This window comes from Streptomyces sp. SJL17-4, from assembly GCF_036826855.1.
Lineage (GTDB): Bacteria > Actinomycetota > Actinomycetes > Streptomycetales > Streptomycetaceae > Streptomyces.
In genome coordinates this window covers 6,475,356-6,499,675 of the sequence record NZ_CP104578.1, presented here as the reverse complement: position 1 = coordinate 6,499,675, position 24,320 = coordinate 6,475,356, and the positions used below count along the sequence as shown (strand labels likewise).

Here is a 24,320-nt window from a genome sequence, read left to right as displayed (position 1 = left end):
GGCCATTGATGGGTTTCACTCCATCGAGTGAGCCCCGTTCGAGTGTCGGTCAGCGCCCCAGAAGATCGGTGAGGGCGCCGACCGGGTCGTGGTCGGGGGCGCCGCGCGGCCACCAGTCCTCGCGGCCGGCGTCCGACTCGTAGCCGTACCAGAGGCCGTCCCGGCCGAGGCGGAGCTGGAGGGACTCGGTGGAGAGCCGGTTGCGCCAGGGGCGGAAGGCCGGGAAGTCGGCGGCGATCAGGGCGGGTCTGGCCCGGTCGAACGGACCCGCCGGCGGATCCCACGGCTCCTCGAGCACGGCGAGACCGGCGGCGCCGCCCTGCCGCCAGGCGGCGACGGCCCGCGCGAGGTCGGTGGGGGTGCGGTCGAGCGCGTAGGCCAAGTCCCGGTAGAGGGCGCGGGTCGAGGCGGTGAGCCCGGAACCGGGGTGCGCGGCGGCCAGCCGGACGGCGTCCTGCCACGGGGTGAGCGCGGCGACCGGATCGTGCCCCGTGGTGAGGAACACATGGGCGCGGGCGGCGGCTTCGGAGGCGAGGAGGTCGAGGGCGAGCGGGTCGGGGGCGTCGGGGTCGGGCGGGAAGACGGCCGGGCGGCCGGGCCGGTCCGGAGGCGACAGCGGAGGAGGCAGCGACAGCCCCGCCCGCTCCGCGGCCTCGAACACGGCCCGGGCGGGAACGGTGGGCATCGGGGGTGCGGCGGCGGTCGTCTCGGCGGCGGACAGGGCGGCGTTGCGCCGGGTCAGCTCGGCGAGCAGCTCCTGCTCCCCTCGGCCACGCATGAGGAAGAGGACGAACGGGTCCTCGTCGAGGAGCCGGGCGGCCTGGTAGCAGAGGGCGGCGGCGTGCTTGCAGGGGTAACCGTCGTCCGGGCAGGAACAGTCGGGGACGAGATCGCCCGGCGCGGGCAGCAGTCCGGTGACCGCCTCCAGGGCGTGCGGCACGTCCTTGTCGAGCAGGGCGGCGATGTGGTCGGGGCGGGCGGTCGTCTCGTCGAGGAACCGCTCCCAGCCGTCGTCGCCGAGGGTCCGCATCCTGATCTCGGTGCGGTACGGGCGGGGCCGGCTGCCGTGGACGTACGCGACGACCCGGCCGGGGGTGACGGTGATCGCGTCGACATGGCCGCGCCCCGCGTACGCCTTGCCGCGGGCGAGGCGGGCCGGGTCGAGGGCGGCGTCCTCCAGGGCCTCCACCCAGGCGTTGCCCCACCAGGTGGCGGCGAACCGCCCGTCGGGGGCCTCGCGGGGTGCGACCTGCGGGAAGCTGCGGCGGCGGTCGTCATGGCGGGGCACTGCTCCGCGCGCGCCCCGTGGCGTGGTCACGAGGGCCTCCTCAGGGACACCAGGTCGGCGAGCTCCCGGTCGGTCAGTTCGGTGAGGGCCGCCTCGCCCGAGCCGAGGACGGCGTCGGCCAGGGCCCGCTTGGCACGGAGCATCTCGCCGATCCGGTCCTCGACGGTGCCCTCGGCGACGAGCCGGTGGACCTGCACCGGCTGGGTCTGCCCGATGCGGTAGGCCCGGTCCGTGGCCTGCTCCTCGACGGCCGGGTTCCACCAGCGGTCGTAGTGGACGACATGGCCGGCCCGGGTGAGGTTGAGGCCGGTGCCCGCGGCCTTGAGGGAGAGCAGGAAGACGGGGACCTCACCGGCCTGGAAACGGTCGACCATCCGCTCCCGCTCGGCCACCGGAGTGCCGCCGTGGAGGAGTTGGGCCTGGATGCCGCGTGCGGCCAGGTGGCCGGCGAGGAGCCGCGCCATCGTCACGTACTGGGTGAAGACGAGAACCGAGCCGTCCTCGGCGAGGATGGTGTCCAGGAGCTCGTCGAGCAGTGCGAGCTTCCCGGAGCGGCCGGCGAGGCGTGCGGTGCCGCTGCCGCGCGGCGCCTCCTCCTTCAGGTACTGCGCGGGATGGTTGCAGATCTGCTTGAGGGAGGTCAGCAGCTTCATGACGAGGCCCCGGCGGGCGATGCCCTCGGCCTCCTCGATCCGCGCCATGGTCTCGCGGACGACCGCCTCGTACAGCGAGGCCTGTTCCCGGGTGAGGGAGACGGGATGGTCGGACTCCGTCTTGGGCGGCAGCTCGGGGACGATGCCGGGGTCGGACTTGCGGCGGCGCAGCAGGAAGGGCCGGACGAGCCGGGCGAGCCGCTCGACGGCCTCCTCGTGCTCGATCTCCTCGTGGTTCTCGACGGCGCGGGCGTGCCGGGAGCGGAAAGCCTTGAGCGGGCCGAGGAGACCGGGCGTGGTCCAGTCGAGAAGCGCCCAGAGCTCGGAGAGGTTGTTCTCCACGGGGGTGCCGGTGAGGGCGACCCGGGCGGGCGCGGGGATCTCGCGCAGCGCCCTCGCGGTCGCGGAGAACGGGTTCTTGACGTGCTGGGCCTCGTCCGCCACGACCATCCCCCACTCCCGCCCGGCCAGTTCGGCGGCGCTCGTCCGAAGGGTGCCGTAGGTGGTGAGGACGAACCCGCCCTCGACGCCGTCGAGGTCGCGCTCGGCACCGTGGAAGCGCCGGACGGGCACGTCGGGGGCGAACTTCCCCACCTCCCGCTGCCAGTTGCCGAGCAGCGATGCCGGGCAGACGACGAGGGTGGGGGCGCGCCGGGCGCGGCGCAGATGGAGGGCGATGAGGGTGACGGTCTTGCCGAGGCCCATGTCGTCGGCGAGGCAGCCGCCGAGGCCGAGCGAGGTCATCAGGTCCAGCCAGGCGAGACCGCGCAGCTGGTAGTCGCGGAGGGTGGCGGTGAGGCCCGGCGGGGCCTGCACGTCCTCGGGTCCGGCGAGGAGCCGGTCCCGGAGCGCGGCGAGCGCCCCGACGGGGACGGCGGGCACGGTCTCGCCGTCCACCTCCGCGGTGCCGGTGAGGGCGACGGCGAGGGCGTCGACCGGTTCGAGCAGGCCGAGTTCCCGCTTGCGGGCCTTGCGGACGAGATCGGGGTCGATGACGACCCACTGGTCGCGAAGGCGCACGATCGGCCGGTGGGCCTCGGCGAGGTGGTCCATCTCCCGCTCGGTGAGCGGGTCGCCGTCGAGGGCCAGCTGCCAGTTGAACCGGAGGAGTTCCTCACTGTCGAAGAACGCGGTGCCGTCGGTCGCCGAGCCCGGCGCGGTGTGGGTGGCGCTGACGACGGCGGAGGCGCTGAGGGAGCGGGCGAGCTCGCGCGGCCAGTGGACGGCGACCCCGGCGTCGGCGAGCCGGGCGGCGGCCGGGCCGAGCAGTTCGTACAGCTCGTCCTCGGTGACGGCGAGGACGTCGGGCACCTCCCGCTCCAGGAGCCGGGCGAGCGGCGGCCAGACACGGGCGGCCCGGCGCAGGGCGAGGACCGCGTCGATCCGGGCGCGGGGCCCGAAGTGCTCGCCCTCGCCCGCCCACAGCGCCGTGGCGTCGATGACGAGGGTGGGGTCGGCGAGGCTGTGGACCTGGAGGAGCGCGGCGGCCGCGTGGCGCTCGCCCCGGGAGGTCACGGAAGCGGCGCTCGTACCGTCTTCGCCGTCGGCCGTGTCGAACAGTTCGTACGGCGAGAAGTCCAGACGGAGCGAGACCCGGACGCCCGCGTCCATCCCGGCCGCCGCCTCGGCGGCCCAGGCACGCGCGCGGGGCAGGTGCTGGGGCGCACGGGCCGCGAACGGCGCCCCCACCGCGTGGGCGGCGGCCGGGGTCCTGGGCAGGATGTCGGCGACCGCGTCGAGGAAGGCGCGCACCAGGGCCTCGGGGTCGGGCAGGCGCAGTTGCCCCAGCCCGGGGACGGGCACGGCGTGCGCCTCGTACGGCAGGGCCGCGGCGACGGCCCGCAGATGGGCGATGTCGTCGGCGTCCAGGGGGCCGGCCCGCCAGGCGTCCAGGTCGTCGGCGGTCAGCCCCGGCAGCATGCGGCCGCGGGCCACCAGATGCAGGGCGTGCAGGGCGGCGGCGCCCCAGCCGGCGGTCGCCGGGTGGGCGGCCGGGTGGTGGCGGGCCGCGACGAGGTGGGGCAGCGCGGCGTCGACCGGCAGGGTCAGCGCGGGGACGGACCTGCTCCGGGCGCCGCTGCCGTGCCGCCGGGCGACGGTCAGCTCGACGCGCTCCGCGCCGCTCTCCGCCGGGTCCGGCAGCGCACCGCCGTCGGGGGCCCAGAAGGCCACACGGCCCTCACGGGGCAGGGCGGCAGGCAGGAAGACGGCGGCACTGGTCGTCCAGGTGTGTGCCACGGCTCCGCGCTCCTTCCCCTCGGGCGACGAGTGTCGACTGGATGTCCGACCTTACGGCGGGGGTCTGACAACGGCCGCCAGGCGGGTTCGCCCGAGCGGCCCAGCAGCGGATGACAAGGGCCCCCGGGGGCGCGAAGGTGGCCTGGACCGGGTGCACCCGAGGTGCCGCCGGAACACCGACCTGGACTCCGACAGAAGAGGAACCGCCATGTCCGTTCGCCGGCGTCTCACGACCGCCACCGGGGCCGTGCTGCTCACCTTCGCCGTCGCCGGCTGTTCGAGCCTGGGCCGCACCATGGTCGGCACGCTCTCGTACGAGACGGAGCGCGAGGTCGTGGTGACCGTGACGAGCCCCTCGGTGAACGGCTGCCACCGCCTCGTCGCCCCGCGCGGGGTGACCAGGGTCGAGAACAACACCCTGGTCGACATCAGGCTGTACCCGACGCGCGACTGCAAGGGGAAGCACAACATCTACCTCCCCACCAACAGCAGCAACCAGATCGCGCCGGGCGCCCTGCCGTGGCGCAGCTACAACGTCATCCACTAGCCGGTTCCCTCCACCCCGCCGCAGGGTCCATCCTGGAAGAGCCCTTCGGGGCTCGGACGGGAGATGGTGACCGTCATGCGTTCCGGGAACGAACCGGCGACCGCGCGCAGTCCCCTGCGCATGCGCTTCTGGCTGGGCCTGTGGGGACTGCTCTGGGCCGCCTTCGGCACGACCGTCTTCTCGCTGCTCGGCCGGCCGGGCTGGGCCGCGGCCTGCGGCGTGCTGTTCCTCGTCGTCCTGGTCGACCTGGCGATGGTGGTGCGCCACATCCACCAGGGCCCGCACTGGCAGCCGGGCCGGGACATCCCGCCGTACGAACCGGATCACGGCGGTACGGGGCGCTGAGCAGGGCGTCTCCGCGCTCTCCCGGTTCTCCGGGTTCTCCGTGCTCTCCGGGTTCTCCCGGTTCTCCGTGCTCTCCCGGTCAGTTCTCCGTGCTCTCCCGGTTCTCCGTGTCGAACCCGGCGGCCTGGAGGTACTCCGGCTTCGGGTCCAGCGCGGCCGCGAGGCGGAAATGCCGGGTGGCCTGGGCGGTCAGCCCGGAGCGCTCGAAGGTGCGGGCGAGGGCGAAGTGCGCGAACGCGTTGTCGGGCTCGCGCTCCAGGACCAGCTCGAACTCCAGCTGCGCGGGACGCAGCTGCGCGGCCGCGAAGAAGGCACGGGCCCGCAGCAGACGCGCCGCCGTGTTCTCGGGATGGGCGGCGATCACCGAGTCCAGGAGCTTCACCGCGCCACGAGGATCCCGCGCGGCCAGCAGATGTTCGGCTGCGCGGAAGTCGATGACGTGCGTTTCCGGGTTTCTGTCGGCCACCATGGCATCCTTCCCCTCGATCCGGTGGTTGAACACCGGACCCGGCACCCTCATTCCACCGACGCCCGGCGCTCCAGCTCGTCCCAGACCTTCCGTACCTGCGGTTCGAGCGCGTCGAGCGGCCCGTCGTTGTCGATCACGAGATCCGCGACGGCCAGTCGCTGCGCCCTCGTGGCCTGGGCCGCCATCCGGGCCCGTGCCTCGGACTCGGCCATGCCCCGGAGCCGTACGAGCCGGTCGAGCTGGGTCTCCGGAGACGCGTCCACGACCACGACCAGGTCGTACAGGGGTGCGAGCCCGTTCTCGGTGAGCAGGGGTACGTCGTGGACGACGACGTCACCCGTGCCCGCCCGGCTCTCCAGCTCCGCCGACCGGGCCCCGACCAGCGGGTGGACGATGGCGTTGAGGGTGGCGAGGCGGTCGGCGTCGGCGAACACGATGGAGCCGAGCTTCGGTCGGTCGAGCGTTCCCCCGGCGGTGAGGACGTCGTCCCCGAAGGCCTTCACGACGGCCGCGAGCCCCGGCGTTCCGGGCTCGACGACCTCGCGGGCGATCCGGTCCGCGTCGATCAGCACGGCCCCGTACGAGACGAGCAGCCGTGACACTTCGCTCTTGCCGGCGCCGATCCCGCCGGTCAGGCCCACCTTCAGCATGAGCGGCAGCTTAGGGCCTGCCCCGGGCGGGTCAGGAGTCGCCCTCCCGCTCGGCGAGGAAGCGCTCGAACTCGCGGCCCAGCTCGTCCGCCGACGGCAGGTCGACGGGCTCGGCGACCAGGCTGCCGCGGGTCTCCGCGCCGGCCACCGCGTCGTACTGGTGCTCAAGGCCCTGCACGAGCGCGACCAGCTCCTCGTCGCCCTCGCCGATCTGGCGGTCGATCTCGGTCTGGGTGCGACGGGCCTCGGTCCGCAGGGAGTGCGCGACCTCGGGGAGGACGAGGCCGGTGGCGGCCGTCACGGCCTCGAGCGCGGTCAGTGCCGCGTCCGGGTACGGGGAGCGGGCGACGTAGTGCGGGACGTGCGCGGCGACACCGAGGGTGTCGTGGCCGGACTCGGTGAGCCGGTACTCGACGAGGGCCTCGGCGCTGCCGGGTACCTGCGCCTCGTCGAAGGGGCTGCGGTGGCCCGGCATGAGGTCGGTGCGGCTGCCGTGCGGGGTGAGGCCGACGGGCCGGGTGTGCGGTACCCCCATGGGGATGCCGTGGAAGTTCACGGAGAGGCGCACGCCGAGGCGCTCGATGATCTGCCGGACGGCGGCGGCGAACCGCTCCCACTCCACGTCCGGCTCCGGGCCGGAGAGGACGAGGAAGGGGGCGCCGGTGGCGTCCTGGACGAGGCGGACCTCGATGGACGGCGTCTCGTACGCGGTCCAGCGGTCGCGCCGGAAGGTCAGCAGCGGGCGGCGGGCGCGGTAGTCCACGAGCCGGTCGTGGTCGAAGCGGGCCACGAGCTGGTGGGGCAGGGTGTCGAGCAGGCCTTCGATGATCTGCTCACCGGTCTCGCCCGCGTCGATGTAGCCGTCGAAGTGGTACAGCATGACAAGGCCGGCCGACTCCTGCGCCAGTGCCAGGTCGACGACAGCCAGGCCCTTGGCGTCCCATTCGTACAAATCCTGGGGATCAAGCACGATTACCGCTCCTCCTCGTGTTCTCTCTGGGAACGTCTCGCGCGGCAACGCCATTCCCTGACGGCACGATCTTCCGTACGAGCGCGGTCTTCGAAGGGCCGGAACATGACCGAGGCCCGCTCCCCCGAAGGGGAACGGGCCTCGGTTCGCTAGCGGCTAGCGCTCAGCGGAGAGCCTGTTCAGCTCTGGCCGCCGGCCAGCTTCTCGCGCAGGGCGGCGAGCGCCTCGTCCGACGCCAGGGCGCCGGAGTTGTCGTCCGACTCCGAGGAGTACGAACCACCCGAGATGCCCGCACCGGCGTTGCCACCGGCGGCCGGGGCGGCAGCGCCCTCGGCAGCGGCGGCCTCGTCGGCCTCGCGGGACTTGATGACCTGAGCCTGGTGCTGCTCGAAACGAGCCTGCGCCTCGGCGTACTGGGTCTCCCAGGCCTCGCGCTGGGTCTCGAAGCCCTCGAGCCAGTCGTTGGTCTCGGGGTCGAAGCCCTCGGGGTAGATGTAGTTGCCCTGGTCGTCGTAGGACGCGGCCATGCCGTACAGGGTCGGGTCGAACTCGACCGAGGCCGGGTCGGCACCGAAGGACTCGTTGGCCTGCTTCAGCGAGAGGCTGATGCGACGACGCTCGAGGTCGATGTCGATGACCTTGACGAAGATCTCGTCGTTGACCTGGACGACCTGCTCCGGGATCTCCACGTGGCGCTCGGCCAGCTCGGAGATGTGGACCAGACCCTCGATGCCCTCGTCCACGCGGACGAACGCACCGAACGGAACCAGCTTGGTGACCTTACCCGGGACGACCTGACCGATCTGGTGGGTCCGGGCGAACTGCTGCCACGGGTCCTCCTGCGTCGCCTTCAGCGACAGGGAGACACGCTCGCGGTCCATGTCCACGTCGAGAACCTCGACGGTGACCTCCTGGCCGACCTCGACAACCTCGGAGGGGTGGTCGATGTGCTTCCAGGACAGCTCGGAGACGTGCACGAGGCCGTCGACGCCACCCAGGTCCACGAAGGCACCGAAGTTGACGATCGAGGACACGACGCCGGAGCGGACCTGACCCTTCTGGAGGGTCGTGAGGAAGGTCTGGCGAACCTCGGACTGGGTCTGCTCCAGCCAGGCACGGCGGGACAGGACCACGTTGTTGCGGTTCTTGTCCAGCTCGATGATCTTCGCCTCGAGCTCCTTGCCCACGTAGGGCTGGAGGTCGCGGACGCGACGCATCTCGACGAGGGAGGCCGGCAGGAAGCCACGGAGGCCGATGTCGAGGATGAGACCACCCTTGACGACCTCGATGACGGTGCCGGTGACGATGCCGTCCTCTTCCTTGATCTTCTCGATGGTGCCCCAGGCGCGCTCGTACTGGGCACGCTTCTTCGAGAGGATCAGGCGGCCTTCCTTGTCCTCCTTCTGGAGAACCAGGGCCTCGATCTCGTCGCCGACCTTGACGACCTCGTTCGGGTCGACGTCGTGCTTGATCGAGAGCTCGCGGCTCGGGATGACACCTTCGGTCTTGTAACCGATGTCGAGCAGGACCTCGTCCCGGTCGACCTTCACGATGACGCCGTCGACGATGTCGCCGTCGTTGAAGTACTTGATCGTCTCGTCGATCGCGGCGAGGAAGGCTTCCTCGTTACCGATGTCGTTGACCGCAACCTGCGGGGTGGTGCTGGTGGCGGTGGTCTCGGTGCTGCTCGTCATGTGGGAAAGGGCTCCGGTTACGGACAGAAAGTCGTAGGTACTGCTACGCCGAGAGCCCGTATCGCACCAAGAAGCCGGACAGCCAATGAGGCCCCCTTCCCGCGAACGGGAGGAGCCTCGAAAACCGAGGGGACATACAACAGGTACGAGCGCGGCCTGCTCCGTCTGAGGCGCGCAGGCCCGCAGCGCAACCTTTAGCATACGGGGGCGGCCGGACAGGGTCAATGCGCGAAGCGCGCACCCGGGGCAGATCGGCTCAACTCCGGCACCAACTTGTGTCCTTCCACGCCTCATCGGCGTGATCCGCGCACAGCGGCACTGAGCGCAAACTACATCGGCGGGCGAGATGAACCAAGAGTACGAACACGAAGTCCCCTCCGACTCGACCGAGGACGAGGCGGAGGCGACCCGGCGTGACGCGGGGGACGCGGAGAGCAGTCGGGCGAGCCGCGGCTGGTGGGACAGGAACGCCGACGACTACCAGAACGATCATGGATCGTTCCTGGGCGACGACCGGTTCGTCTGGGGTCCGGAGGGGCTCGACGAGGCCGAGGCCGGGCTCCTCGGGCCGGCCGCCTCGCTGAAGGGTCTCGACGTCCTGGAGATCGGGGCGGGCGCGGCGCAGTGCTCGCGCTGGCTGGCGGCGCAGGGGGCGCGGCCGGTGGCCCTGGACCTGTCGCACCGGCAGCTCCAGCACGCGCTGCGGATCGGTGGGGACGTGCCGCTGGTCGAGGCCGACGCCGGTGACCTGCCCTTCAAGGACGGCTCCTTCGACCTGGCGTGCTCGGCGTACGGCGCGGTGCCGTTCGTCGCCGACCCGGTGAAGGTGTTCCGGGAGGTGCGGCGGGTGCTGCGGCCCGGCGGCCGGTGGGTGTTCTCGGTGACGCATCCGATCCGCTGGGCGTTCCCGGACGAGCCCGGTCCGGAGGGCCTCTCGATCGCGGCCTCCTATTTCGACCGCACCCCGTACGTGGAGCAGGACGAGCAGGGGCGGGCGGTGTACGTGGAGCACCACCGGACGATCGGCGACCGGGTGCGGGACGTGGTGGCCGGCGGGTTCCGCCTGGTCGACCTGGTCGAGCCGGAGTGGCCGGAGTGGAACAGCCAGGAGTGGGGTGGCTGGTCCCCGCTGCGGGGGAACCTGATCCCGGGCACGGCGATCTTCGTCTGCGAGCGCGCGGAGTAGCGTTCCCGCACTTGTCCTATTAATGGGTGGGTCCTGTGGACAACGGGACCCACCTTTTTCGCGTCCCGTACGAGACTGAGTGCGTGATCCGAAACGACGCACTCGACCGTCTCCCCGTCCGCCATGCCGTCCCCGAGCTGCTGGCCGCGCTCGACCGGCGCGGTACGGCCGTGTTGTCCGCGCCTCCCGGCACCGGCAAGACGACGCTGGTGCCGCTCGCCCTCGCGGGTCTCATAGGGGAGGGACCGCGGCGTCGGGTCCTGGTGGCCGAGCCGCGGCGGATGGCGGTGCGGGCGGCGGCACGGCGGATGGCGTGGCTGCTCGGCGAGGAGGCGGGCGGCACGGTCGGCTTCTCGGTGCGCGGCGAGCGGCGGACGGGCCCCTCGACCCGGGTCGAGGTGGTGACCACGGGCATTCTGCTCCAGCGGCTCCAGCGCGATCCGGAGCTGGCGGGCGTCGACGTGGTGCTGCTCGACGAGTGCCACGAGCGGCATCTGGACGCCGACACGGCGATGGCGTTCCTCGTGGACGTGCGGGCCACCCTGCGGCCCGAGCTGAAGCTGATCGCCGCGTCGGCGACGAGCGACGCTGCGGCCTGGGCCGATCTCCTCACGGTCCTGGAGGGTGGCGGGCCCGCGCCGGTGGTGTGGAGCAGGGGCGAGGGCCACGGCTGCCGGGTCTTCTTCGAGGCGCCGCCTTCGGGCATCCGGCCCGCCCACGGCACCTGGGTGGATCCGGCGCTGCTTCGGCACGTCGCCGCGACGGTCCGGCTCGCGCTGGAGCGGCACGAGGGGGACGTCCTCTGTTTCCTTCCGGGTACGGGGGAGATCGCGCGGACGGCCGGGATGCTGGCCGATGTGGACGCCGAGGTGCTCCAGCTGCACGGCCGGGCGCCGGCGGCGGTGCAGGACGCGGTGCTGCGCGGTACGGAGCCGGGCGGGCGGCGGCGGGTGGTGCTCGCGACCTCGGTGGCGGAGTCCAGCCTGACGGTGCCGGGGGTGCGGATCGTCGTGGACTCGGGTCTGGCCCGTGAGCCCCGCATGGACCACGCCCGGGGGCTCGGCTCGCTGGCGACGGTGACGGTCTCGGAGGCGACGGCGACCCAGCGTCTGGGCCGGGCGGGCCGGGAGGCCTTCGGCTTCGTCTACCGCTGCTGGGCGGAGGCGAGCGACGGGGGCAGGCCGCGCTTCCCGTCGCCGGAGATCAAGGTCGCCGACCTGGCGGACTTCGCCCTGCGGGCGGCCTGCTGGGGTGACCCGACGGCGGAGGGGCTCGCCCTGCTCGACGCGCCGCCCGCCGGGGCGATGGCGGCGGCGCGTTCGGTCCTCGGCTCGATCGGAGCCGTGGACGAGGCCGGGCGGGCCACCGATCGAGGGGTACGGATGTCCCGCCTCGGTCTCCATCCCCGGCTCGGCCGTGCGCTCCTGGACGGTGCGCCGGAGGTCGGGGTACGGCGGGCCGCCGAGGTGGTGGCACTGCTCAGCGAGGAGCCGCCGCGCGACTACGGGGACGACCTGGCGGCGGCCTGGCGCGCCGCGCGCCGGGGCACCGACGGGTACGGCGCCCGGTGGAAGGCGGAGGCCCGCCGCCTGGAGCGGTCGGCGGCGGAGGCGGTGGGCGACGGAGGCTCGGGGGCTTCGCGGACCTCGGCGACGTCGGCCGCTCTGTCGGCTTCGGCGACTCCGGGGGCTTCGGCGCACCTCGCTGCCGCCGGGGCTTCGGCGGGGCCGGCGACCGGGGACGACGCGGTGGCCGGTCTCGTGACGGCGCTGGCCTTTCCGGAGCGGGTGGCGAGGGCGCGGGAGCAGGGGGGCTACCTGATGGTGTCGGGGAGCGGAGCCCGGCTCGGTGAGGGTTCCGGGCTGCGGGCCACCCCGTGGCTGGCCGTGGCGGTGGCGGACCGTACGGCGCGGGACGCGACGGCGCGGGTGCGGCTGGCGGCCGTGGTGGACGAGGACATGGCGCGGCGGGCGGCCGGGCATCTTCGGTCCGCCGGCGAGGAGGTCCACTGGGAGGACGGGGACGTGGTCGCGCGGTCGGTGGACCGGCTCGGTGCGGTCGAGCTGACGGTCCGGCCGCTCGGGTCGAAGGCGGAGCCCGCGCTTGTGCGGGAGGCGCTGCTCGACGGGCTGCGGCGCGAGGGGCTCGGGCTGCTGCGGTGGAGCCGGGAGGCCGGGGAGCTGCGGGCGCGGCTCGCCTTTCTTCACCGGGAGGTGGGGGAACCCTGGCCGGACGTGGCGGACGAGGCGCTCGTCGGGCGGGCCGGGGAGTGGCTGGAGCCGGAGCTGTCCCGCGCCGCGCGGCGCACCGACCTGGGGCGGATCGACGCCGGTGAGGCCCTGCGGCGGCTGTTGCCCTGGGCGTCGGGCGAGGCGGGGCGGCTCGGGGAGCTGGCACCCGAGCGGATCGAGGTGCCGAGCGGTTCGCGGATCCGGGTCGAGTACGGCGGTGAGCGGCCGGTGCTCGCGGTGAAGCTCCAGGAGTTGTTCGGGCTCGCGGAGACGCCTCGGGTGGCGGGGGTCCCGGTGCTCGTCCATCTCCTCTCCCCCGCCGGGCGGCCGGCGGCGGTCACCGCCGACCTGGCGTCGTTCTGGCGGGACGGCTACCGGTCCGTGCGGGCGGAGTTGAGGGGGCGGTACCCGAAGCATCCGTGGCCCGAGGACCCTTCCGCGGCGGAGGCGACCCGGTTCACGAGCGCGCGGCTCAGACGGGAGGGGTGAGCGGGGCGGTGCGGGCCTCCGGGACGGTGCCGGCCTCCGGTGCCGGGCCGGCCTCCGGTGCGGGGCGGCGGGAGCGTGCCTCCAGCCAGAGCGCGAGGGCGAGGAGGAGCAGCGCGAGGAAGGTGAGGCTCCAGGGGACGTAGGAGACGAGCAGGAGGACCGTGAGGCGGTTGGAGGAGACCATCTCGCCGACGCTCTCGATGTAGTCCTCGCGCATCTTCACATGGCCCTCGAAGACGGTGAGGGTGTCGACGCCCATCAGCGCCTTGGCGTTGCGGAGCTCCTCCTTGTGGATCTCCTCGCCGTTGACGGGGGCGCCGGTGACGGGCTCGATCCAGAACATCCGCTTGGTGGTGTACCAGCGGGTGAGTCCGGATTCGGCGATGACCTCCGGGGGGATCTTGACCGGCATGGTCTTGGGCATGGGGACCCGGGTCCAGGGGATGGTCTGCTCGAAGTAGTAGACCTCCATGCCCCGGAAGGTGCGGGTGCCCTTGTAGTGGATGGGCGACGAGGTGCGGGTCTGGGCGTCGAAGTACTGGTAGTCCCGCTTCTCGGTGAGGAAGGGCCACTTGAACTCGATGCCCTCGCGCCGGACCGGGTCGCCGTCGACGGATTCGCCGGTGGCGTTGACGGGGTCCTGGGTGTGGGCGTCGAAGATGTACCGCTCGGGGACCTTGGAGACCATCTTGCCGTCGGGGCCCGTGATGTAGGCGAGGGCGTCCCAGACGACGACGTCGCGCCCGGCGTCGCGTTCGATGCGCCGCGACTCCTCCACGTTGCCCTTGAGGGTCTGGATGATCGTGATCTTGTCGACCTTCTCCGCCTTGAGGGTGGAGTAGTTGAGCAGGGTCGCGGGCTGCGCCTCCAGGACGGTCTCCTGGTACTGGTTCGGCGGGATCTTCGCCAGGCGGGGGAAGGCGTACCAGCGCAGGGTCGGGGCCATCGCGACGCAGAAGACGGCGAGGGCGAGGAGGACGAGGCTGGCTCGGCGGCGCACGGTCGCCCCCCTACTTCTTGGGGCCGGGGTCGGCGGTCAGCAGGGGCTTGGGCGAGGTGGGCCCGTCGGGCGGCAGATCGACCACGGAGACGAGGAGGATGAAGAGGAGGACTGGGGCGAGTCCGATGGCGGCGGCGACGAGGGCACGCATGGTCGGCCTCCCGGGGTGCGATCTGATAGGCCGTCAGGGCGGGGGCACCGTAGCAACACGACCGCGAGATGAGAACACGTTGCACCGCCCTGCGCGGGGATCCCGGTGCCACCCGCCGCCGCCCGGACATCCCGGAAAGCCGTTCGCCCGCACGGGGAACGCGAAGCGCCGCTCCCCCGCCCGGTGGGGGCGGAGGAGCGGCGCGTGGGGAGGAGAGGGAGACGCGGGCCGGTCAGGCCGAGGGCGAGGGGGAGGCCTCGGGCGAGCCGGTGCCGGAGGAGGTGGGCTCCGGGCTCGGGCTCGGGCTCGGGGTCGCGGTGGGCGCGGTGACCGTCATCTTGATCTCCGTGGTGCCGCCGCCGGGAGCGGTGAGGCGGAGCACGTACTCGCCGGCCTTGTCGCCCGCGAGAATGGCCGGCAGCGAGATCAGGCCGTTCTCGTCGGTCTTCAGGACGAGCGTACGGACGCCGCCGTCCTTGAAGGTCGGGCCGTCGGCGCTCTCCTGGGTGCCCGCGGAGTCGGCGATCACGGCCGTGACGAGCACACCGGGAGCGAGCACGCCCTTGGCGGTGGCCTTCACCTGTACGGACTGGCCGAACGTGGTGCCGGTGGTGGCCGACAGCGGGTCGCCGCCGACCCGGGCGAGGGCGTCCGCCTGTCGTTCGGTGACGGTCGCGGTGAACGCGGTCGCGTCCATGCCGCGGCCCACGACGGTGGCCTTGACCGTGAACGACCCGGTCTTCTCGCCCGCCCGCAGGGTGGGGGCGGCGGCGATGCCGGCCGAGCCCGTGGTGACGGTCGCGGTCGTCGCACCGCCGGAGAAGCGGGTGTCGGTGGTGCCGCTGATCTCGAAGCGGATGCTCACACCGGTGATCGGCGCGCCCGCGGCGTCGAGCGCCGCGACCGTCGGGGTCTTGGTGAAGGCGCTCTCGGTGGTCGCGGTGAGGGGGCCGGAGGAGACGACCGCGAGGCGCGCGACCTTGAGGGCCGGCGGCACGGTCGGCGGAACGGGCGGCTTCGTCGGCGGCGTGACCGGGGGCTTCACCGGCGGGGTCGGCTTCGTCGGCGGCTTGGTGACCTCCGAAGGCCCACCCGGCTTCGTCGGGTCGGGCTTGGGCGTGCCCGTCCCGGGCGGCTTCGTGGCGGGGGTCGTCGGGGACGGTGTGAGCGGCGATGTGGGGAGGGGGCGGTTGCCCTGGCCCCGGTTGTCGCTGCGGTCGACCGGCAGCACTCCCGTGCCGTCCGGGACCTGGTGGGTGCCGCGCCGGTAGTACTCGAACCACGACATGACGGTGTTCAGGTACTCGGTCGAGCGGTTGTAGCTGAGGATCGCGCGGTCGAGGTCGGCCTTGAGCGCGAGGTTGCGGTCGTTGGCGCAGAGGTAGAGACCGGCTGCCTGCGCGGCGTCGTAGATGTTGTTCGGGTCCTTCTTCCCGTCGCTGTTCGCGTCCTGCCCCCAGGTGGCCCAGGTGGACGGGATGAACTGCATCGGGCCGACGGCGCGGTCGTGGGTGGGGTCACCGTCGTAGAGGCCGTCGTCGGTGTCGGTGATGTTGGCGAATCCGTTGCCGTTGAGGGCAGGGCCGACGATCCGCTTGAGCGTCGTTCCGTTGGCGTCGACCCGGCCGCCGCTCGCCTGTCCGGACTCGACCTTTCCGATGCCGGCGAGCAGCTGCCAGGGCAGGTTGCAGCCGGGGGTGGTCGAACGGATCGACTGCTCGGCGCGCTGGTAGGCGGCGAGCACGGACGCGGGTATGCCGGCCTGGGCGGGCCCGGTTATCACCGGCAGCTGGACGGGCGGCAGTCCGGGCTTGTTCGGCGTGTTCAGCGGCGGCAGCTCCGTGTAGTACGGCGAGTTGCCGGTGGCGGAGCCGTCGCCGGAGGGCGGCGTGGCGGAGTCCCCGGCGCCGACGGCCCGGTCTCCGCCGGCGTTGTCGGTGGGCGGCGGGGTCATCTCCGGCGCCTGTGAGGCGGCGAGCGCGGCGACCGCCGCGGCCACCACCGCACCGCTGGTGGCCCCCTTGCGCAGCCTGCGACCCAAGTGCGCTGACATGTCCGTGGTCCCTTCCCCCTCGACTGGGGTCCCGCGCTCCCCGCGCGAGACTCTGGCGACCCTATGCCAACTCCGGTCCACCGGACACCGGCGCCTGACCGTGTTTCACGCTTTCGTCACCTCTCGGCTGCCTGACGACTGCCCCCGCCGGGCACGGAGAGCGACCGGAGCGGGAACCGGGCGGAGGGTCGGGCACCTCTTGCACTGCGGCCGATGATGCACTCCGGCCGTCGCCACCGGAACCTGGGGGAACACCCGTTGCCGTTCACGCTGAGCCATGCCGCTGCCGTGCTGCCCGGACTGCGCAGGAACGGGACCGCACGCGGACCGCTGGTCGCGTCCGCTCTCGTCGCGGGCTCCTTCGCGCCCGACATGACCTATTTCGCGGCGACGGCGTTCCCCGGGGCGATGGTCTTCGGGGACGTCACCCACTCCGCCGTCGGGATCGTCACGGCCGATGTGCTGATCACCGCGCTGCTGGTGGCCCTGTGGCTGACGGTCCGTGAGCCGCTCGTGGTGCTGCTGCCCGCCCGGTGGCGCGGGCGGGTCTACGCGTTCGTCCGGGGAGGTGTCTGGCGCGACCGGCATCCGGCCGCGCTCGCCGGGTGGTTCGCCCTCTCCGCGATCATCGGCGCGACGACCCATGTGGTGTGGGACTCCTTCACCCACATCGACCGCTGGGGCACCCGGGCGATCCCGTTCCTCGGAGACGTCGTGGCCGGGTTCCCCGTCTATCTCTATGCGCAGTACGGGGGTTCGGCGCTGGCCCTCGGACTGCTGATCTGGTTCACCGCGCGGGCCCTCCGCTCCGCCGCCCCGGGCGTGGAGCTGCCGGCCGGGGTACGGGTCCCGGGCCGGCGCGGGCGGCTGCTCGCGGCCGGACTCATCGGCGGCTGCGTCCTCGCCGGAATGGCCCACCGGGTGCTGCGCTGGGCCTCGTACTGGGGCTGGGACCGGATCGAGACGCCCCTGGACGTCATTCCGACGGCCTGCTTCGGGGCCGGTGCGGGGCTCGCCGTCGGGCTCGTGCTGTACGGGGCGGGGGTACGGCTCCGGGGATCGTCGCCCACGCCGAAGCCGGAGGCTCCGGCCACGACTCCCCCGGCGCCGGAAGGAGGGGACCGCCCGGCACCTCGGCCGGAGCGCTCCCGTCAGGGATCTCGCTGATCCTGTCCGGCGGGGTGAAGCCGCGGGCCGCGGCGCCGCCGGAGAGTCTGCGGTGCACGGCGAGGGAGACGCCCTCCAGGGTGCGGACGCCGTACTTCATGGTGGGGTTGTCGTGGCTGAGCAGGGCGATGCGGTAGTCGACCGTGCCGCCGCCCGTGGTGGTGGCGGCCGCCGGTCGTGCGACGCCGATGCTGTGGACGCGCCAGGCATGGGTCGCGCGGGGCAGCCAGCCGTTCTTGAGATGAACCTTGACCGTACTGGGGGCGCCCGCCGTGACGCCCCAGGCCTGGTCGCGGACGATCTGCCCCATCAGGTCCATCGCGATGGTGCGACGGGAGACGGCGGCGAGCAGGGCAAGTTGGTCCCGGGCGGTGGTGCGGGTGAGGCCCCAGTAGCGGTCGTGGCCGAGGACGGTGTCCTGGGCGCCGGCCTCGCGCAGCACCCTGTTCAGCCGGGCGCGGGAGAGGCCCGCCCACAGCTCGCCGGCGGCGGTGTTGTCGGAGCGGGTGATCATCGCCTTCATCCGCCGCGACTCCAGCGCGGTGGGCTCCCGGCCGAGCTCCTCGGCGCGGCCGAGGACGGCCTGGAGGATGAGGACCTTGGCGATGCTGGCGGAGTCGTACGCCAGGGTGTCGCCGAGCCGGCAGTCCAGTCCGCGCTGGGGGTCGTGGACGGCGACGGAGACCCGGCCGTCGCGGCCCTTGAGCGCGGCCGTGATGTCCTGGGACAGGCGGGCGGCGAGGGTGGGTTCACGGGTGGAGGTGCAGAGGGCGGGGGCGCGGTGCGCCTCGGCCGGCCAGGTGGTTCCTGCCGCCCCGAGGAGGGCGGCGAGGAGGGCGAGGGCCCGGAGGCGGCTCGTGATCATGCCCCCAGTCTCGGGAGCGGGGGCGCGGGCCCGCCCCCCTTACTGGTCCACCTGGCGCACACCTGCCGGTACCGGTCCCGCACCACCCGCACGGCGTGCACGTGGTGCGGGTCCAGGCGCGGGAGCCTAGGCGCAGCAATGCGCGCCGTCCGTTGTGCCCACCCGTTCCGCCCCAGCGGAACGAATGCCCACAACGGGGGCGGCGTTCGGCGTCAGTGGGCTGCTGAGTCCCAGTCGTGGCCCACGCCTACCGAGACGTCCAGGGGGGCGCGGAGGTCGGCCGCGGCCGACATCTGCTCGCGGACCAGGGCTTCGACCTGCTCTCGCTCGCCGGGGGCGAGTTCGAGCACGATTTCGTCGTGGACCTGGAGGAGCATCCGGGAGGCGAGGCCCGCCTCGGTCAGCGCCCGGTCGACGCCCAGCATCGCGACCTTCACGATGTCGGCGGCCGTGCCCTGGATCGGGGCGTTGAGCGCCATCCGCTCGGCGGCCTCGCGGCGCTGGCGGTTGTCGCTGTTGAGGTCGGGCAGGTAGCGCCGGCGGCCGAGCATGGTCTCGGTGTAGCCGGTGGCGCGGGCCTCGTCGACGACTCGGTGCAGGTAGTCCCGTACCCCGCCGAAGCGCTCGAAGTAGGTGTCCATCAGGCCGCGGGCCTCGCCCGGGTCGATGTTCAGCTGCTGCGAGAGGCCGAAGGCGGAGAGGCCGTAGGCCAGGCCGTACGACATGGCCTTGATCTTGCGGCGCATCTCGGCGTCGACGGCGGACCGCTCGACGGAGAAGACCTGGGAGGCGACGGTGGTGTGGAGGTCCTCGCCGGAGGTGAAGGCCTCGATGAGGCCCTCGTCCTCGGAGAGGTGGGCCATGACGCGCAGCTCGATCTGGCTGTAGTCGGCGGTCATGAGGGCCTCGAAGCCCTCGCCGACGACGAAGCCGTGCCGGATGGCGCGGCCCTCGTCCGTCCGTACCGGCACGTTCTGCAGGTTGGGGTCGGTGGAGGAGAGGCGCCCGGTGGCGGCGACGGTCTGGCTGAAGGTGGTGTGGATGCGCCCGTCGGCCGCGATCGTCTTGATCAGGCCCTCGACGGTGGAGCGCAGCCGGGCCTGCTCGCGGTGGCGGAGCATGATCACGGGCAGGTCGTGCTCGGTCTGGCCGGCCAGCCAGGCGAGGGCGTCCGCGTCCGTCGTGTATCCGGTCTTGGTCTTCTTGGTCTTCGGCAGGTTCAGCTCGCCGAAGAAGACCTCCTGGAGCTGCTTGGGCGAGCCGAGGTTGAACTCGTGGCCGACGGAGGCGTGCGCCTCCTTCACGGCCTGCTGCACGGCGCCGGCGAACTGCTGCTCCATGGCCTCCAGATGGTCGCGGTCGGCGGCGATGCCGTGCCGCTCCAGGCGGGCGAGGAGGGCGGAGGTGGGCAGCTCGACGTCGTGGAGGAGCTCGCGGGCGCCGACCTCGCCGAGCTTCTCGTCGAAGGCGGCGGCGAGGTCGAGGACGGCCCGCGCCTGGGTCATGAGGGCATCGGCCTCGGCGGTGTCGTCGGCGCCGAAGGCGAGCTGTCCGTCGGCGGCGGCCGCGGGGGCGAGCTCGCGGTGGAGGTACTCGACGGAGAGCGCGTCGAGCGCGAAGGAGCGCCGGCCGGGCTTCACGAGGTAGGCGGCGAGGGCGGTGTCCATGGTGACGCCCGCGATGCTCCAGCCGTGCTCGGGGAAGACCCGCATGGCGCCCTTGGCGTTGTGCATGACCTTCGGCCGGTCGGGGTCGGCGATCCACGCGGCCCAGGCCTGCTCGTCGGCCTCGTCGAGCGCGCTCGGCTCGAACCAGGCGGCGGCGCCTCCGGCGGCGGCGAGGGCGATCTCGCCGACGTTCCCCGTGCCGAGGGCCCAGGTGTCGACGGTGGCGATGCCGAGGGGCTCGGTGCCGTGCTCGGCGAGCCAGGGGGCGAGCTCGCCGGCGCCGAGGACGGTGCCGTCGATCTCGACGCCCGCCTCCGGGGCCGGGGCGGTGTCCTCGGCGGCGCCCGGGTCGACGGCGAGGAGCCGCTCGCGCAGCGAGGGGTTGCGGATCTCCAGGGTGTCGAGGACGAGGGCGACGGCCCCGCGGTCGTACGGCTCGCGGGCGAGGTCCGAGACGCCCTTCGGCAGCTCGACGTCCGTGACCATCGCGGTCAGCCGGCGGTTGAGCTTGACCGACTCCAGGTGGTCGCGGAAGTTCTGGCCGGCCTTGCCCTTGACCTCCTCGGCGCGCTCGACGAGCTCGTCGAAGGAGCCGAACTGGTTGATCCACTTGGCGGCGGTCTTCTCGCCGACGCCGGGGATGCCGGGCAGGTTGTCCGACGGGTCGCCGCGCAGGGCCGCGAAGTCGGGGTACTGCGAGGGCGTGAGGCCGTACTTCTCCTGGACCTTCTCCGGGGTGAAGTGGGTGACCTCGGAGACGCCCTTGGTGGGGTAGATCACGGTGGTGCGCTCGGAGACCAGCTGGAAGGAGTCCCGGTCGCCGGTGAAGATCCGGACGTCGAAGCCCTCGGCCTCGGCCTGGGTGGTGAGGGTCGCGATGACGTCGTCCGCCTCGAAGCCGTCGACGGCGAACCGCGGCACGTTCATCGCGTCGAGGAGCTCGCCGATCAGCTCGACCTGCCCCTTGAACTCGTCGGGGGTCTTGGAGCGGTTCGCCTTGTACTCCGGGAACTCCTCGGACCGCCAGGTCTTGCGGGACACGTCGAAGGCGACCGCGAAGTGCGTGGGCGCCTCGTCGCGCAGCGTGTTCGCCAGCATCGAGGCGAACCCGTAGATCGCGTTCGTCGGCTGCCCGGTCGCGGTGGTGAAGTTCTCCGCGGGCAGCGCGAAGAACGCCCGGTACGCGAGCGAGTGCCCGTCCATGAGGAGCAGGCGGGGGCGGGTGTCTGCGGGGTTCTTCGATGCTGTCTCGGCCACATGACGATCCTGCCACGGACGACTGACAATCCCGCCCACCGTCCCCGCCCGCACCGGCGGGGTGCCGGGCTGTCACCGCCGCGTGACAGGATCGGAGACGTACGCCGCAGGATTACCGCTCAAGGGAGAGCGTGATGGTCAGCAAGCCGCCGGTCGGCGACCCGGTCCAGGACGCACCGCAGGTCACGCCGCCGCAGCACGCCGCCGCCGGGCTGCCCGCCATCGGGCACACCCTGAGGATCGCCCAGGAGCAGATGGGGCTGCGCCGCACCGCGCGGACCCTGCTCAAGGTCAACCAGAAGGACGGCTTCGACTGTCCCGGCTGCGCCTGGCCCGAAGAGGACAAGCGGCATGTGGCGGAGTTCTGCGAGAACGGCGCGAAGGCGGTCGCCGAGGAGGCGACGCTGCGCCGGGTGACCCCGGAGTTCTTCGCCGCGCACCCGCTGGCGGACCTGGCGACCCGCAGCGGGTACTGGCTGGGCCAGCAGGGCCGGATCACCCAGCCGATGCTGCTGCCGGAGGGCGGCGACCGGTACGAGCCGGTGACCTGGGAGCGTGCCTTCGCGATCGTGGCGGAGGAGCTCCGGGCGCTCGCCTCCCCCGACGAGGCGCTCTTCTACACCTCGGGGCGGACGAGCAACGAGGCTGCGTTCCTGCTCCAGCTCTTCGCCCGCGAGTTCGGTACGAACAACCTGCCGGACTGTTCCAACATGTGCCACGAGTCCTCGGGCTCGGCGCTGACGGAGACCATCGGCATCGGCAAGGGCAGCGTCTCCCTGGAGGACCTGCACCGGGCGGACCTGATCATCGTCGCCGGGCAGAACCCCGGCACGAACCATCCGCGGATGCTCTCGGCCCTGGAGAAGGCCAAGGCGGGCGGCGCGAAGATCATCTCGGTCAATCCGCTGCCCGAGGCGGGCCTGGAGCGGTTCAAGAACCCGCAGACCCCGCAGGGCATGCTCAAGGGCGCCGCGCTCAACGATCTCTTCCTCCAGATCCGGATCGGCGGCGACCAGGCCCTCTTCCGGCTCCTGAACAAGCTGGTCCTGGAGACGGCCGGGGCGGTCGACGAGGAGTTCGTTCGCGAACACACCCATGGGTACGAGGAGTTCGTGGCGGCGGCCGGGGAGGCCGACTGGGACGAGACCCTCGCCGCGACCGGTCTGGACCGTTCCGAGATCGAGCGGGCCCTGGAGATGGTGCTCGCCTCGGAGCGGACCGTCGTGTGCTGGGCGATGGGTCTCACCCAGCACAAGCACTCGGTGCCGACCATCCGCGAGGTGGTCAACTTCCTTCTCCTGCGCGGCAACATCGGCCGGCCGGGCGCCGGGGTGTGCCCGGTGCGCGGCCATTCGAACGTGCAGGGCGACCGCACGATGGGGATCTTCGAGCGGCCCGCGCCCGCCTTCCTCGACGCCCTGGACAAGGAGTTCGGGATCGTCTCGCCGCGCCACCACGGCTTCGACGTGGTCCGGTCGATCCAGGCGCTGCGCGACGGCGAGGCGAAGGTGTTCTTCGCGATGGGCGGCAACTTCGTGGGGGCGACACCCGACACGGAGGTGACGGAGGCGGCGATGCGCCGGGCCCGGCTGACCGTCCACGTCTCGACGAAGCTGAACCGCTCGCACGCGGTGACGGGCACGCGCGCGCTGATCCTGCCCACGCTGGGCCGTACCGACAAGGACGTGCAGGCGGGCGGCAAGCAGTTCGTGACGGTCGAGGACTCGATGAGTCTGGTGCACGCCTCGCGGGGCAATCTGCCGCCCGCGAGCCCGCACCTGCTGTCCGAGCCGGCGATCGTGGCGCGGATGGCCCGCGCCGTCCTCGGTGACGGATCGGCCACGCCCTGGGAGGAGTTCGAGGCCGACTACGCCACGATCCGGGACCGCATCGCGCGCGTGGTGCCCGGTTTCGAGAACTTCAACGCCCGTCTGGCGGCGAACCCCGGCGGCTTCCGGCTGCCGCACGGACCGCGCGACGAGCGCCGCTTCCCGACGAAGACCGGCAAGGCCAATTTCACGGCGGCGCCCGTGGAGTACCCGAGGGTGCCGGAGGGGCGGCTGCTCCTTCAGACGCTGCGCTCGCACGATCAGTACAACACCACGATCTACGGTCTCGACGACCGCTACCGGGGCATCAAGGGGGGCCGCCGGGTCGTCCTGGTCCATCCCGAGGACGCGGCGGCGCTGGGCTTCGCCGACGGGACGTACGCGGATCTGGTGAGCGAGTGGACGGACGGCAGCGAGCGGCGGGCGCCCGGCTTCCGGGTGGTGCACTACCCGACGTCCCGTGGGTGCGCGGCGGCCTACTACCCGGAGACGAATGTGCTGGTGCCGCTGGAGTCGACGGCGGACGTCAGCAACACCCCCGCGAGCAAGTCCGTGATCGTCCGTCTGGAACAATCACCCTCCGCCTAAGCGTTTGCTCAGGCAGCTCAGGAAGACCAGCCGTACGAAGCCATACGAAGCCGTACGAAGACGAACGGAGCCGGGCATGGGTGAGCAGCAGCACGTGAAGTTCCCGCAGGAAGTCCTCGACGAGTACGCGGCGCTGGGCGTCGACCTCCCCGCGCTCTTCTCGGCCGGACACCTCGGGAACCGGATGGGTGTCCAGATCCTGGAGGCCTCCGCCGAGCGGGTCGTCGGCAGCATGCCGGTGGAGGGCAACACCCAGCCGTACGGTCTGCTGCACGGCGGCGCCTCGGCGGTGCTCGCGGAGACGCTGGGCTCCATCGGCTCGATGCTCCACGGCGGGGTGTCGAAGATCGCCGTGGGCGTCGATCTGAACTGCACCCATCACCGGGGGGTGCGCAGCGGTCTGGTGACCGGCGTGGCGACGCCGGTGCACCGTGGGCGGTCGACGGCCACGTACGAGATCGTGATCACCGACGAGCAGGACAAGCGGGTCTGCACGGCGCGGCTGACGTGTCTGCTGCGTGAGGTCACCACGAAGGACGCGTCCACCATTCCGGACACGTCGAACGCCTGAGCGGTGACACACAAGGCCTGACCAGCCATGAACGACCAAGGGGCGGCACCCGCGGGTGCCGCCCCTTCGGCATTCCCACCCCGGCCCCACCCTCGATTTCGTCACGCTGTGTCACATGCACAAGGGGTGTCGCCGACCGAAGCGGAGGGGCCGGTTCGTCCGCTCAGGTTTCTGCCGTTGTCCGATATCCGGAGAGTCCGCTGAGCGGACCGTCAGTACCAAGAATCGCTCAAGCCCCTTAGCGGAACTGCGCGTTCTCAGTATGTGAACACCGCATTACAGACCCTTACGTCCCGGTTTATCCACCCGACGCGCACACTCTTCCCCCCTCGGCATAACAAGACAGTCACATCCTGTCCTCGGCGCTCCCCGACCCTCCCCACCTGCGCTTAGAGTCACCGCCAGTCACCGC

Annotated in this window: 17 protein-coding genes and 1 pseudogene; 7 read left to right on the top strand and 11 right to left on the bottom strand. The window is 72.5% G+C overall.

Annotated elements, in window-relative coordinates; translation table 11 throughout:
* Positions 1–49: 49 nt before the first annotated feature.
* Together N5875_RS29195 and N5875_RS29190 are read right to left on the bottom strand one after the other, a co-directional pair.
* Entirely contained in the window at positions 50–1,318 is a 1,269-nt protein-coding gene (locus N5875_RS29195) for an SWIM zinc finger family protein (RefSeq protein ID WP_338497141.1), read from the bottom strand.
* Positions 1,315–4,179 carry a DEAD/DEAH box helicase gene (locus N5875_RS29190; protein ID WP_338497139.1) on the bottom strand — a complete coding sequence of 955 codons (2,865 nt, stop codon included), beginning with the start codon at positions 4,177–4,179 and terminating at the stop codon, positions 1,315–1,317. Before N5875_RS29190 ends, N5875_RS29195 begins: the two co-directional genes overlap by 4 nt.
* A 208-nt stretch (positions 4,180–4,387) precedes the next feature.
* Between N5875_RS29190 and N5875_RS29185 the strand changes: the two genes are divergently transcribed.
* Both N5875_RS29185 and N5875_RS29180 read left to right on the top strand, forming a co-directional pair.
* A complete protein-coding gene (locus N5875_RS29185; RefSeq protein ID WP_318207213.1) occupies positions 4,388–4,726 on the top strand; it encodes a hypothetical protein in 339 nt (112 codons plus the stop codon).
* Between the two features lie 75 nt (positions 4,727–4,801).
* A complete protein-coding gene (locus tag N5875_RS29180) occupies positions 4,802–5,071 on the top strand; it encodes a DUF6343 family protein (RefSeq protein ID WP_318207214.1) in 270 nt (89 codons plus the stop codon).
* A 79-nt stretch (positions 5,072–5,150) separates the two neighbouring features.
* On the opposite strand, the gene N5875_RS29175 is transcribed toward N5875_RS29180, so the two are convergent.
* From N5875_RS29175 to rpsA, 4 genes are all read right to left on the bottom strand, one after another.
* Positions 5,151–5,537: a tetratricopeptide repeat protein gene (locus tag N5875_RS29175; RefSeq protein WP_318207393.1), complete on the bottom strand. Its 387-nt coding sequence runs from the start codon at positions 5,535–5,537 to the stop codon at positions 5,151–5,153.
* Between the two features lie 50 nt (positions 5,538–5,587).
* A complete protein-coding gene (coaE, locus tag N5875_RS29170) occupies positions 5,588–6,190 on the bottom strand; it encodes a dephospho-CoA kinase (RefSeq protein ID WP_318207215.1) in 603 nt (200 codons plus the stop codon).
* A 31-nt stretch (positions 6,191–6,221) separates the two neighbouring features.
* Positions 6,222–7,160 carry a PAC2 family protein gene (locus tag N5875_RS29165; RefSeq protein WP_318207216.1) on the bottom strand — a complete coding sequence of 313 codons (939 nt, stop codon included), beginning with the start codon at positions 7,158–7,160 and terminating at the stop codon, positions 6,222–6,224.
* 179 nt (positions 7,161–7,339) lie between these two features.
* Positions 7,340–8,854 (bottom strand): 30S ribosomal protein S1, encoded by a 1,515-nt coding sequence (gene rpsA, locus N5875_RS29160; RefSeq protein WP_030325237.1) that lies wholly within the window; start codon positions 8,852–8,854, stop codon positions 7,340–7,342.
* A gap of 346 nt (positions 8,855–9,200) precedes the next feature.
* Here rpsA and N5875_RS29155 point away from each other — a divergent pair, with 346 nt between their 5' ends.
* Together N5875_RS29155 and hrpB are read left to right on the top strand one after the other, a co-directional pair.
* Complete coding sequence (locus N5875_RS29155; RefSeq protein WP_338497137.1) at positions 9,201–10,040, top strand: class I SAM-dependent methyltransferase; 840 nt, start codon at positions 9,201–9,203, stop codon at positions 10,038–10,040.
* Positions 10,041–10,123: 83 nt separating this feature from the next.
* Complete coding sequence (gene hrpB / locus N5875_RS29150) at positions 10,124–12,760, top strand: ATP-dependent helicase HrpB (RefSeq protein WP_338497136.1); 2,637 nt, start codon at positions 10,124–10,126, stop codon at positions 12,758–12,760.
* On the opposite strand, the gene N5875_RS29145 is transcribed toward hrpB, so the two are convergent.
* The 3 genes from N5875_RS29145 to N5875_RS29135 all read right to left on the bottom strand — a co-directional run bounded on the left by N5875_RS29145 (position 12,744) and on the right by N5875_RS29135 (position 15,964).
* Entirely contained in the window at positions 12,744–13,760 is a 1,017-nt protein-coding gene (locus tag N5875_RS29145) for a DUF3068 domain-containing protein (RefSeq protein WP_338497134.1), read from the bottom strand. The genes hrpB and N5875_RS29145 overlap by 17 nt on opposite strands.
* 10 nt (positions 13,761–13,770) lie before the next feature.
* Positions 13,771–13,911: an SPW_0924 family protein gene (locus tag N5875_RS29140; RefSeq protein WP_106975930.1), complete on the bottom strand. Its 141-nt coding sequence runs from the start codon at positions 13,909–13,911 to the stop codon at positions 13,771–13,773.
* 232 nt (positions 13,912–14,143) lie between these two features.
* Entirely contained in the window at positions 14,144–15,964 is a 1,821-nt protein-coding gene (locus tag N5875_RS29135; RefSeq protein ID WP_338497130.1) for a lytic transglycosylase domain-containing protein, read from the bottom strand.
* A 258-nt stretch (positions 15,965–16,222) separates the two neighbouring features.
* On the opposite strand from N5875_RS29135, the gene N5875_RS29130 reads away from it, so the two are divergent.
* Positions 16,223–17,131: a DUF4184 family protein gene (locus N5875_RS29130; RefSeq protein WP_338497128.1), complete on the top strand. Its 909-nt coding sequence runs from the start codon at positions 16,223–16,225 to the stop codon at positions 17,129–17,131.
* Positions 17,132–17,351: 220 nt separating this feature from the next.
* Here N5875_RS29130 and N5875_RS29125 read toward each other — a convergent pair.
* Positions 17,352–17,645, bottom strand: a pseudogene (locus N5875_RS29125) (serine hydrolase); the annotation flags it as partial.
* 563 nt (positions 17,646–18,208) lie between these two features.
* Positions 18,209–20,866 carry a DNA polymerase I gene (gene polA / locus N5875_RS29120; RefSeq protein WP_338499294.1) on the bottom strand — a complete coding sequence of 886 codons (2,658 nt, stop codon included), beginning with the start codon at positions 20,864–20,866 and terminating at the stop codon, positions 18,209–18,211.
* Between the two features lie 188 nt (positions 20,867–21,054).
* Here polA and N5875_RS29115 point away from each other — a divergent pair, with 188 nt between their 5' ends.
* Complete coding sequence (locus N5875_RS29115; protein ID WP_338497127.1) at positions 21,055–23,337, top strand: FdhF/YdeP family oxidoreductase; 2,283 nt, start codon at positions 21,055–21,057, stop codon at positions 23,335–23,337.
* 76 nt (positions 23,338–23,413) lie between these two features.
* The gene (locus tag N5875_RS29110; protein ID WP_318207223.1) at positions 23,414–23,908 is read left to right on the top strand and encodes a hotdog fold thioesterase; all 495 of its coding nucleotides are present in this window, start codon (positions 23,414–23,416) and stop codon (positions 23,906–23,908) included.
* Positions 23,909–24,320: the final 412 nt, after the last annotated feature.